General features: G+C 50.8%; 10 protein-coding genes. All 10 read left to right on the top strand.

Annotated features, from left to right (window positions below):
• The first annotated feature begins 7 nt into the window (after positions 1–7).
• Positions 8–844, top strand: a complete 837-nt coding sequence (locus ccrud_RS07275; RefSeq protein WP_066565684.1) for a tRNA (adenine-N1)-methyltransferase — start codon at positions 8–10, stop codon at positions 842–844.
• A gap of 33 nt (positions 845–877) precedes the next feature.
• Positions 878–2,461, top strand: a complete 1,584-nt coding sequence (gene arc, locus ccrud_RS07270) for a proteasome ATPase (protein WP_211271291.1) — start codon at positions 878–880, stop codon at positions 2,459–2,461.
• Between the two features lies 1 nt (position 2,462).
• Complete coding sequence (gene dop, locus ccrud_RS07265; RefSeq protein ID WP_066565682.1) at positions 2,463–4,007, top strand: depupylase/deamidase Dop; 1,545 nt, start codon at positions 2,463–2,465, stop codon at positions 4,005–4,007.
• A 206-nt stretch (positions 4,008–4,213) separates the two neighbouring features.
• Positions 4,214–4,408, top strand: a complete 195-nt coding sequence (locus ccrud_RS07260; RefSeq protein ID WP_066569689.1) for a ubiquitin-like protein Pup — start codon at positions 4,214–4,216, stop codon at positions 4,406–4,408.
• A gap of 41 nt (positions 4,409–4,449) precedes the next feature.
• Complete coding sequence (gene pafA, locus ccrud_RS07255; RefSeq protein ID WP_245670407.1) at positions 4,450–5,862, top strand: Pup--protein ligase; 1,413 nt, start codon at positions 4,450–4,452, stop codon at positions 5,860–5,862.
• Between the two features lie 24 nt (positions 5,863–5,886).
• Entirely contained in the window at positions 5,887–6,864 is a 978-nt protein-coding gene (locus ccrud_RS07250) for a helix-turn-helix transcriptional regulator (protein ID WP_066565678.1), read from the top strand.
• 2 nt (positions 6,865–6,866) lie between these two features.
• Positions 6,867–7,850 carry a helix-turn-helix transcriptional regulator gene (locus tag ccrud_RS07245; protein WP_066565677.1) on the top strand — a complete coding sequence of 328 codons (984 nt, stop codon included), beginning with the start codon at positions 6,867–6,869 and terminating at the stop codon, positions 7,848–7,850.
• Positions 7,851–7,965: 115 nt separating this feature from the next.
• A complete protein-coding gene (gene tatA / locus ccrud_RS07240) occupies positions 7,966–8,322 on the top strand; it encodes a Sec-independent protein translocase subunit TatA (RefSeq protein ID WP_066565676.1) in 357 nt (118 codons plus the stop codon).
• Positions 8,323–8,510: 188 nt separating this feature from the next.
• Positions 8,511–9,455 carry a twin-arginine translocase subunit TatC gene (tatC, locus tag ccrud_RS07235; RefSeq protein WP_066565672.1) on the top strand — a complete coding sequence of 315 codons (945 nt, stop codon included), beginning with the start codon at positions 8,511–8,513 and terminating at the stop codon, positions 9,453–9,455.
• Positions 9,456–9,480: 25 nt separating this feature from the next.
• Positions 9,481–12,270 carry a DEAD/DEAH box helicase gene (locus ccrud_RS07230; protein WP_066565670.1) on the top strand — a complete coding sequence of 930 codons (2,790 nt, stop codon included), beginning with the start codon at positions 9,481–9,483 and terminating at the stop codon, positions 12,268–12,270.
• The last annotated feature ends 9 nt before the right edge of the window (positions 12,271–12,279 follow it).

The following is a 12,279-nucleotide window of genomic DNA, read 5'->3' as shown; positions in this document are numbered from 1 at the left end:
GGCTCTCATGCCCTACTCAGGTCCGTTCCAAGCGGGCGATCGCGTGCAGCTTACTGACGCGAAGCGACGCCACTTCACCATTATTTTGGAACCAGGCACCAGCTATCACACACACCGTGGACAAATCGCTCACGATGACATCATTGGTGCGGATGAAGGCACTGTTGTGCATTCCACCATGGGTTCTGATTACCTGTGCTTCCGTCACCTCATGGTTGATCATGTGTTGAGTATGCCTCGTGGTGCTGCGGTTATTTACCCTAAGGATTCCGCTCAGATTCTGGTGGAGGGTGATATCTTCCCTGGAGCTCGCGTGCTGGAAGCCGGTGCTGGTTCTGGTGCACTGTCCATGGCGCTGCTGCGTGCTGTGGGTGAAAAGGGCAATGTTATCTCTTATGAGATTCGTGAAGATCACCTCGAATATGCGGTGTCTAACGTGGAGGAGTACTTCGGTGAGCGTCCTGCTACCTGGGATCCTCGTCTCGGAGATTTAAAAGAAGTTACCGTTGAAGATTTGGGTGGCCCTGTAGACCGCATCATTTTGGATATGTTGGAGCCATGGGAAATGCTAGAGACCTGTAAGGATCTGTTGATCCCAGGTGGCGTGTTCATGACTTATGTTGCGACTGTTCCGCAGTTGATGAAGGTCATGGAAGGCATCCGCGAGCAGAAGTGCTTCACTGAGCCTCGTGCATGGGAATCTTTGGTGCGCGATTGGAAGGTGGAGGGACTGGCAACACGTCCGGAACACCGCATGAATGCCCACACTGCGTTTTTGGTGTTGACCAGGCGTTTAGCTGATGGCGTTGAGCCACCTCGTCCACAGCGTAAGGCTCGTCGATAAAAACTACTTAAGCGGTGAAGGTGAAGGGTTAGAGTGGTGGGCATGAGTTCACCAACTGATTCTTCATCATCTCACTCGTTTAATGATTTCAACCGGGAGGAGTTGTCCCGGTTATCAGATGAGGTGCGCCAACTAAAGCGCACTAATTCTGATCTTGGATCACGTAACTCCAAGCTTGCTGAGATGCTGAAATCTTCTAGAGACAAATTGTCTGTGCTGTTTTCTCAGTTGGAAGATATGGCTCAACCGCCATCTGTGTATGGAACTTTTTTGGAAACATCGAAGGATGGATCCACTGCAGAGATTTTCGCCGCGGGACGCCGCATGCGGGTTGCTGTGTCTCCCATGCTGTGCGCTGCGGATTTAATGCCGGGAGTGCAGGTGCGTTTGGGTGAAGGCAATCAGGTTCTGGAAGCCTGCGATTTTGAACAGACCGGTGAATTAGCCACGCTGATGGAAATGATCGGTCGCGATCGGGCTCTGGTATCGGATCGCTCAGGGGAGGAGCGCGTCGTTAAGCTTGCTGGGCCGTTAATGGATCGCACGGCAAAGCTGCCGCGCCCCGGTGACACGCTGCTTGTAGACCGCAAAGCGGGCTATGCTTTTGAGGCCATTGCTAAGACGGAGATCTCCAAATTAGCGTTGGAGGAAGCTCCGGATGTCTCATATCACGATATTGGTGGCCTGGATGATCAAATTGAACTGATTCAAGATGCCGTTGAGCTGCCCTTTTCACATCCGGAAATGTACCGCGCGTATAACCTGCATCCTCCTAAAGGCGTGTTGTTGTATGGCCCTCCTGGTTGCGGAAAAACGTTGATTGCTAAAGCTGTGGCCAATTCTTTGTCTACGCGTATTGGTGAAGCCGGCACGTCCTATTTCATCAATGTTAAAGGCCCAGAGCTGCTGAATAAGTACGTTGGTGAAACCGAGCGTCAAATTCGGGTGATTTTTGAACGCGCCCGAGAACTTGCTGGCGATGGCCGTCCGGTGATCATCTTTTTTGATGAGATGGAATCAATTTTCCGCACCCGTGGTTCAGGTGTCAGCTCTGATATGGAAACTACCGTGGTGCCTCAGCTGCTGGCAGAGCTTGATGGTGTGGAAGATTTGTCCAATGTCATTGTGGTGGGTGCGACCAACCGTGAAGAACTGATTGATCCAGCTATCCTGCGCCCAGGCCGTTTGGATATCAAGATTCGTATCAACCGCCCTAATGAACAAGGCGCTCGCGATATCTTCACCAGGTATATCACTGATGCTATTCCTCTCGCAGCACCTGCAGCAGAACTTATTGATGCTTCCGTGGCGCACCTATTTACTCCGCGCCCCTATGTCCGTTTAACCCTTATTGATGGTTCCGTGGAAACACTGAACTACCATGACTTTGTCTCTGGTGCGATGATCGCCAATATTGTCGATCGCGCTAAAAAGACCGCCATTAAAGCGCATATCGACGGCACCAGTGTTGGGCTAACAGTCGCACAGCTTATTCAAGCAATCGACGATGAAAACCAACAGAGCGAAGACCTTCCCAACACCTCAAATCCAGATGAATGGTCGCGGATTACGGGACGTCAAGGCAAGCAGGTTACTCACGCAGAGGTGATTATTTAATATGGCACGTTTTATGGGATCAGAAACCGAATACGGTATCTCCACGCCTTCCGCACCAATCCTGAGCCCCATTGTCACCTCTACTCATGCTGTCGTGGCGTATTCCACGGCAAGAGGCTTTGGTGAGCACCGCGTGCGCTGGGATTATGCACAGGAATCACCACTGCGCGATAGCCGTGGCTTTGATCTGCGTCGCTACCACCAAGCGCCAGTAGTAGATCCCCATGCCATTGGTGTGGCAAATGTCTTTGTTCCCAACGGCGCACGATTCTATGTTGACCATGCACATCCGGAATATTCCTCACCAGAGGTCACCAATGCGTGGGATGCCATGGTCTATGACGCTGCCGGTGATCATATTCTCATGCAGGCAGTATCCGATGTCGCCGGATTTAGTAGCCAAAATAGGTCAGTTCTTGATGGACACGATCCCTGCCCACCACTGAAAATTTACAAAAACAACGTTGATGGCAAGGGCGCTAGCTACGGCGCACATGAGAATTATCGCTATGCTCGCACCACTGATTTTGACGTCCTATCCCAGGCGCTCATCCCATTTTTTGTCTGCAGGCAAATCATTATCGGCGCAGGGCGTGTGGGATTAGGACAGCAGGGAGATAAACCTGGCTTCCAGATCAGCCAACGCGCGGACTATATCGAACAAGAAATCTCACTGGAAACCACGTTGAACCGTGGCATCATCAACACCCGCGATGAACCACACACTGATGCAGATCATTGGGGACGTCTCCACGTGATTATCGGCGATGCAAATATGTCGCAGACTGCGAATTTCCTCAAATTCGGCATGACTTCTTTGGTGCTTGATGCTATTGAAGCAGGTGTGGATTTTTCCGAGCTCAAGCTGAAAAATTCCGTGCGTGAAGTGACAAGAGTTTCCCATGATCTGACGCTGACCCATCAACTCACTTTGGCTCATGGGGAAAAACTCACTGCCATCGAGATCTTGAGGCGCTACCTTCAGCAGGTGCTACCTTTTGTGGAATCCGCTATTGATCAGCGCGTTGTGGCACTGTGGGCAGAAGTGGTGGATCTCTTAGAGGCTGATCCGCTATCGACAAGCCACCTGCTTGATTGGAGCGCAAAGCTTGCTCTTATTCGTTCTTTTGAATCCCGTGGGCTAGCCATCACAGATCCAAAGATGATGCTGATTGATCTTCAATACAGCGATATCGACCCGAAGAAGAGTCTTTATCACGCGTTGGTATCTAAAAATCGCATGAACGTTTTATGCACTGCTGAAGAGATCGCTCACGCAGCAGCAACACCACCGAGTGATTCGCGCGCATTTTTCCGAGGGCGTGTGATGGATAAATTTGGTGACTGCGTGAGTGCGGCCAACTGGGAGTCCCTTATTGTGAGAACCTCCACGGCGCGAGAATATCGCGTACACACCCAAGGGTTGGATTCTTTAACACAGGCAGAGGTAGGCGCGCTGGTGGATAATTCTTTCTCCATCGATGAGCTTGTGAAGGGTTTAGAAAACGCAGCACTAACAAAACTCACTGATCTCAGTCGGCGGTAGCTAGGGTAGGAGTTAGGGGAGATCCCTAGAATTCCCTCAGGGGTGAGTGGAACCCCTTAAAACTACCCATGTAACCACGCTAACGTGTGATGGATTAACGTTAAGTAGTAGTTAGTTACAAGGTGTGTGGCAGCAGTGCCCCTTCACGGAGGCATCACAAGGTGTAACGCTAAAGCACACCGCTTTATGGCAGGAGAGTGAGTATTTTGAGCGCGAAGCAAACCCAAATCACCGCTGGCGGTGGGCGCGACGATGATAACGCCGAGGAATCCACCCAGGCCTCTGGACAAGTTCAGATCAACACCGAAGGTGTAGATAGCCTCCTGGATGAAATTGATGGCCTATTGGAAAACAACGCCGAAGAATTCGTTCGCTCCTATGTGCAAAAGGGTGGAGAGTAGTCCCTGTGAGTGCTGTGGAATCCGCATTAACGCGCCGAATCATGGGAATTGAGACGGAATACGGCATCACCTGCACTGATGGTGAGTCCAGAAAGCTTCGTCCTGATGAGATAGCTCGAGTAATGTTTCGTCCCATCGTGGAGAAGTATTCCAGTTCTAATATTTTCATTCCCAATGGTTCACGCCTGTATTTAGATGTGGGTTCCCACCCCGAATATGCCACCGCAGAATGCGATAGCCTCACCCAGCTGATCAATTATGAAAAAGCTGGTGATGTTATTGCAGATCGCATGGCTGTAGCTGCCGAAGAGGCACTGGCCAAGGATGGTATTGACGGCCAGGTGTATCTGTTTAAAAACAATGTTGATTCCGTGGGCAACTCTTATGGCTGCCACGAAAACTACCTTGTTGGCCGCTCGATGCCGTTAAAGGCATTGGGCAAACGCCTCATGCCATTTCTGATTACTCGTCAGCTTATTTGCGGTGCCGGCAGAATCCATCACCCCAACCCTGCAGATAAGGGTGAATCATTCCCAGTGGGCTACTGCATTTCGCAGCGCTCTGATCACGTCTGGGAAGGCGTATCAAGTGCCACAACTAGATCACGGCCTATTATCAACACCCGTGATGAGCCTCATGCGGATTCCCATTCTTATCGCAGGCTCCATGTGATCGTCGGCGATGCAAATATGGCCGAGCCCAGCATTGCTCTTAAAGTAGGCTCCACCTTGTTGATCTTGGAAATGATCGAAGCTGATTTCGGCCTGCCGGATGTAGAGCTCACCAACGATATTGCATCGATTAGGGAAATTTCCCGCGATGCCACTGGGTCCACCGTGCTTTCATTGAAAGATGGCACGACCATGACCGCATTGCAGATCCAGCAATTGATGTTTGATTATGCTTCTCGGTGGATTGAGCACCGCCGCGAGCCTGAATTTTCTGGCACCTCAAATGCAGAGATGGCGCGCGTGCTTGATCTGTGGGGGCGCATGCTCAAAGCAATTGAGTCCGGAGATTTCAGCAGCGTAGATACTGAGATTGATTGGGTTATTAAGAAAAAGCTCATTGATCGTTTTATCCAGCGTGGAGGTCTTAGCCTCGAAGATGCCAAACTCGCACAGATCGATCTGACCTATCACGATATCCGCCCAGGCAGAGGCCTATTCAGCGTGCTGCAAAATCGTGGCATGATTAAACGCTGGACTACAGATGAAGCAATTAATGCCGCTGTAGACACAGCTCCAAATACCACAAGAGCGCATTTGCGCGGGCGGATTCTTCAGACGGCCGATAAGCTGGGAGCACCAGTAACTGTTGATTGGATGCGTCACAAAGTTAATCGTCCAGAGCCGCAATCTGTGGAATTGGGCGATCCCTTTGCCGTAGATAATTCCGAGGTCGATCAGTTAATTGAGTATATGACCACCCATGCGGAGAGCTATCGCAGTTAGTCCGCGCTTACTTCGGAGGCCTTCATGTCGGATCGGAAGGAAGATCTAGAACGCCAGATCAACCTGACTTTTGCGTTTTTAAGTGCCACATCCTACTCACGAAAATTTCTCACCCAGGCGTGGATTCGTGACAATGTGGGCGATTATAAAGGTCTCTCCGATATTGCTTTTCGGCGAAAACTGCAGCGAGATTTCGCTTATTTACGTCGCGTCGGTGTGCCCATTGAGCAATTCACCATTGAATCCGGCATTGCTGAAGGCCAGCAGGCATATCGGCTAAGTGAGGATTCTTATGAGCTTCCCTCAGTGGAGTTCACAGCTGAGGAAGCCGCCGTGTTGGGGATGGCAGGTGAGATGGGCCAGAATCAAGAACTTGGTGCGTTCGCGCGTTCTGGGTGGACGAAATTGGCTGCAGGCGGTGCACACCGTGATCTCACCACATCCACGGCGATTACCAACGCAGGAGATTTAGGATCGCTCTCTGCGAAAACGCTAGATGCGATTATTAAAGCTCGACACACTGGTAGAAGCATTAGTTTCCACTATCAAGGGTCTCGCACCGCACCACCGACAACTCGCCGCATGGATCCCTGGGGGCTTGTCCCAGAAAGAGACCGCATTTATCTTGTCGGCTTCGACCGCGACCGCAACGCACCGCGCACATTCCGCAGCACGCGTATTTCTGACATCACCCTCGAGGCAAAAGCTCAAAACCCTATGCCAGATGGCCTAAACCTCCAAGATATGGTGCGGGCACAACTGCGTAAAAAGAGTGTGCTTATCGACGCCACCCTGCACATCACACCCGGCCGCGCAGTGGAACTGCGCGCCGCAGGGGTCAAAACTCCTGAACGAGATACGTGGTTTTTAGAAGATGTAGATCGCGATTGGCTGGTGCGCACGGCAGCCTCACATGCGCCAGAAGCAGTTGTTGTACACCCTCAAGATGTCATCGATGATGTCATTGCGTTATTGCGTGCTGTGCAAAAAGAAGTGGTGTAGTGATGCCAAAATCCTCGAATAAAGTCAGTGATCTGGCACGGCAGTTAAATTTATTGCCCTATTTCAGCAGATATAAAGGACGCACAGTCATGGAGGCCGCGCGTGATTTGGGCCAACCGCCTACCCAAATCATGGAAGACCTCAACCGGTTATGGATGTGTGGCCTACCGGGGCTTTTACCTGGTGATTTAGTGGAGTTGGAACACGATTTCAAGCAAGTAAAAATCTATAATGCTCAAGGCATGGATAAACCCTTGCGCCTCACACCAACTGAAGCTGGTGTCTTACTCTTAACCTTAGAATCTTTGGAATCACTCCCGGGTATTGCGCAACAGGACGCAGTAGTAACTGCTGCGCAAAAATTACGTGTACTCATGGGGGAGCACGCGACCACTGTTTTTGATTCCACCGGTGAAGACCTCGGAGTAGAAACACTCAGCACAATCCGTGAAGCAATGGATCAACATAAGCAAGTGAGCTTTCAGTACCATTCACATAAATCAGATAACACGAGTATCAGAAACGTGAGCCCCGGCCATATCTTCACCCATGAAGGTGAGACATATATCAAAGCTTGGGAACAAGAGGCAGCGGATTGGCGGACATTCCGGCTCGATCGCATCCACGATATTATCCTTTTAGATGTGGCTGCCGTACGTCCGCGCAAAGGTTTAAAAGTATCTACTGCAGATCCTTTTGAGTTTGCTAAAGCATCCGATATTGTGACATTTTTGCTGCGCGAGGATGCTATGTGGCTCGCCAACTATATGGCTATGTATATCGCTACCGATGCGGAACCACACCACGACAGCAGTGGTAGCCGTTGGTACACCGTTGTCTTTCCCCTGCTCTCTAGGGAGTGGTTCATTCGCTTCGCTATCGGTCATGCTGAGCATCTGAAAGTAATTGCGCCAAAAGATCTTAAAAAATGTATAAACCAAAAGGCTATTAATGGTTTGTCAGCGTATGATCGTGACGTAGAGTAAGACCCAGAGTAAGACGCAACGTTATCTGTTATACAAGTTTTATTTCTAAAAAGTCGTGATCACACCGCTTTTTAGAGGTAAAAAGCTTGTTTTATGTGAATTTGGAGTAGACCACATGTCCCTAGGACCTTGGGAAATCGGAATCATTGTTCTGCTGATCATCGTGCTCTTTGGCGCGAAGAAGCTTCCCGATGCAGCACGTTCCATCGGCCGTTCCATGCGCATCTTTAAGTCTGAAGTTAAAGAAATGAACAAGGACGATGAGACGCCAGAGCAGCCACAAAACCAGGTTGCTCCAAATCAAATCACGGCGCCTGCGCCTGTGCAGCAGCCAAACTTCGAGCAGCACTACCAGGGCCAGCAGGTCCAGCAGGTCCAGCAGCCTCAGAACCCACAGGTTCCTCAGTCACCTCAAGCACCTCAGGCTCCTGACTACCGTCAGAACTACGAAGATCCAAACCGCTCTGCCTAAGTTTTCAGAGCCATTCAAGTTCATGTCATCGCACCGTAACAGTCACTCTTTGTTGCGGTGCGTCGTAGTTTATTTTTAGAGCGCGGGTAGGACGTTAAAGAAAATTGTCTGAGTTAACCAACGCCGAGGTTGTTAAGCGTCCCCGGCGAGTTCTGTCAAAGCGGAAGAAAAAGTCTCCCACAGGAGATATGTCCATTGTTGAACACATCAAAGAATTTCGGCGCCGTCTACTGATTTCCTTAGCGGGAATTCTTATCGGCACAGTTGTGGGCTTCATTTGGTACGACTCTTCGTTCCTTTCTTTTCCCACATTGGGTGAGCTGCTGCGAGATCCCTATTGTTCTTTGCCTGCCGAAGCCCGCTATGCATTTAGTGAATCTGATGAATGCCGTTTGCTGGCAACTGGTCCCTTTGATCCCTTCATGCTGCGTCTTAAAGTATCGGCATTAGTCGGTCTAGTACTGGCATCTCCTGTGTGGCTTAGCCAGCTCTGGGGTTTTATCACCCCAGGTTTGATGAAAAATGAGCGTCGCTATACTGCCGTTTTTGTCTCTATCGCAGTGCTACTTTTTGTCGGTGGCGCAGTTCTTGCGTATTTCGTTGTTTCCTATGGTTTGGAATTCTTGCTGACCATTGGCGGCGATACTCAAGCTGCAGCACTAACCGGTGAAAGGTATTTCAACTTCCTTCTTGCCTTGCTCATGATTTTCGGTGTGAGCTTCGAGGTTCCATTGGTCATCGGCATGCTCAATGTTGTGGGAATTTTGACCTATGACGCCATCAAGGACAAACGACGTATGATCATCATGATCTTGTTCGTTTTCGCGGCGTTCATGACTCCAGGACAAGATCCATTCACCATGCTGGTGTTGGCATTGTCTCTGACTGTGCTGGTGGAATTGGCTATTCAATTCTGTCGTTTCAATGACAAACGTCGTGCGAAGAAACGTCCAGAATGGTTGGATAGTGATGATCTTTCTGCATCTCCACTAGATACATCATCAGGTGGAGAAGATGCACCACGCCCGGTGAGCACCCCTACACCAGTGGCTCCCTCCGAGATGAATAATCCCAGCAATGAGGCGTCGATAAGCTATAAGACTGGGCGCGCCGACTTCGGTGACGTGCTCTAGGACCTAGCCAGGTACCCTTAGAGGCATGAGTTTTTCTGCCGATAAGGGCACCCATCTTTTAGAGTTTGTTACGGATCTGGGTTTTGATCTGGATGACTTCCAGATCAAAGGCTGCCAGGCCGTCGAAGAAGACCACGGTGTGTTAGTGTGTGCGCCCACCGGCGCCGGCAAAACCATCGTTGGAGAATTCGCAGTGTCCCTCGCATTATCGCGAGGGACAAAGTGCTTTTATACCACCCCGATCAAAGCACTGAGCAATCAGAAATACCACGATTTAGTCGCGAAACACGGCTCGGATGCCGTCGGCTTGCTCACTGGTGATGTATCCATCAACCATGATGCAGACATCGTTGTCATGACCACCGAAGTGCTGCGCAATATGATCTACGCACGCTCGTTTGCGCTAGAGCGCCTGAGCCACGTGGTGATGGATGAGATCCACTTCCTTGCTGATGCCTCACGAGGTGCGGTGTGGGAAGAAGTCATCCTTAACCTGGATGATTCCGTAAACATCATCGGACTATCTGCCACCGTGTCCAACTCTGAAGAGTTCGGTGAATGGCTGACTACTGTTCGCGGTGATACACGCGTGATTGTCACCGATCACCGACCAGTTCCGCTGGATCAGTACATGATGGTGCAGCGCAAAGTCATGCCGCTGTTTGAACCAGGTACTGATGGCCGAGTGAATAAGCAGCTTGAGGCCACTATTGATCGTCTCAACAAGCCGCAAAGCGAGCAGGGGCGTTCCGCTTATCGTTCCGGTGAAGGTTTTCGCGCGCGCAGTAAGGGCGATAGCCCAGAACCACGCTCGGGCAAGCCCCGGGAACAAGATCGCCACAGGCCACTGGGCCGACCTGAAGTGCTGAGCATCCTCAAGGGCATCAACATGCTTCCCGCGATTACCTTTATTTTCTCTCGCGCAGGATGCGATGGCGCGATGTTCCAGTGCCTGCGGTCCAAATTGGTACTCACTGATCAGGCTGAAGCAGAAGAGATCGCACGCATTGTTGACGCCGGTGTTGTCGGTATCCCTGAAGAAGATCTCCAGGTACTGAACTTCAAACAGTGGCGTGCTGCCCTCATGCGCGGCTTTGCAGCTCACCATGCCGGAATGTTGCCTGCGTTTAGGCATATTGTGGAAGAGCTCTTTGTTAAGGGACTCGTGCGTGCGGTCTTTGCTACTGAGACTCTCGCATTGGGCATCAACATGCCAGCGCGCACCGTGGTGTTGGAAAAAATGGTCAAATTCAATGGTGAAGGCCATGTGGATCTGACTCCAGGTCAATACACTCAGCTGACCGGTCGTGCTGGTCGACGAGGCATCGATACCTTGGGTAACGCTGTGGTGCAGTGGTCACCAGCGCTAGATCCACGGTGGTTGGCAGGTCTTGCCTCTACGCGCACCTATCCTTTGGTCTCTACCTTCCAGCCGGGATACAACATGTCGGTGAATCTGCTCAAGACCATCGGTTATGAGCCATCACTGCGCCTGTTGGAAAAATCTTTCGCACAGTTCCAAGCAGATGGTTCTGTTGTGGGCGATGTTCGTGAAATCGAAAGAGCAGAAGCCAAGGTGGCAGAACTTCGTGCCCAGCTACACAAGGAGATCACTGCTACCAACCCTGCGGTACGCGAAGACCAAGACGCAGTTGATGTTTTTGTGGACTATATGCAGCTGCGACGCGAACTCAATGAGGAAGAAAAACTCAACCGTAAACAAAGCCTCGAAGACCGCAATGTAGAAACCGTTCGTGTGTTGGCCAAACTGCAAATTGGCGATGTTATCGCGATGCCTGGGCGTAAGCGTCCCGTCTTGGCCGTGGTGATGACACCAGCGAATCAAAGCAGGGACCCGCGTCCATGGATCACCACCGAATCAGGCTGGTCTGGTCGCATTGATGCAGAATCCTTCACCAACCCGCCCATTGCCATTGGACATATGCGTCTGACACGCCAGGCAATTGAAGAGCCACGACGCCATGCCCGGCGCGTCCAAGAACAATTCCGACGTGAGCATTTCAAGCGACCTAATAAGATGCGCGAATTTGCTCGTGTCCGACCTTCTGAAACTGTAACTACGTTGCGTAATGCTATTCGTGATCATGAGGCACATCATTGGCCTGATCGGGAGCATTTGGCTCGTACTGCGGAGCGCATGATCCGTAAAGAGCGTGATCTGTCGAAGCTCACGGGCAATGTGGATAAGGCTAAAGAGACACTGGGTAGGACATTTGAGCGCATCTTATCGCTGTTGAGTGAAATGGATTATGTGGATTACACAGATCCAACTAACCCAGTGATCACTGATGAGGGTGAGCGTTTGGCTAAGATCCACAGCGATACAGATCTTTTGGTTGCGCAGTGTTTGAAGCGCGGTATTTGGGATAATCTTGATCCTGCTGAGCTCGCCGGTGTGGTGAGCATGTGTACATTTGAGAACCGTCGGGAAACTGGTGGGGAAGCACAAGCTGTTACAGAGGCCATGGCTGATTCTATGAATAGCGTGGAGCGTATTTGGGGTGAGTTGGTAGATGATGAGAAACGTCACCGACTGCCGATTACGCGTCAGCCTGAAGCTGGTTTTGCTACTGCGATTCATCAGTGGGCTTCTGGCGCTCCACTGGGATATTGTATGGCTGCTGCTGCGGAAAATGGTGCAGAGCTTACTCCTGGTGACTTTGTGCGTTGGTGCCGCCAGGTTATTGATTTGCTGGAACAAATTGCCAAAACTGCTTATGCAGAGGACACCACCAGGACTGCACGCCAAGCTATCGATGCGATTAGGCGTGGTGTTGTAGCGATTGGTTCTTAAGGTGGTGGT

It is taken from the genome of Corynebacterium crudilactis, from assembly GCF_001643015.1.
In the GTDB taxonomy this organism is placed as follows: Bacteria; Actinomycetota; Actinomycetes; order Mycobacteriales; family Mycobacteriaceae; genus Corynebacterium; species Corynebacterium crudilactis.
Note: the sequence above shows the minus strand (reverse complement) of the source record. Positions and strands in the feature narration are given on the sequence as shown.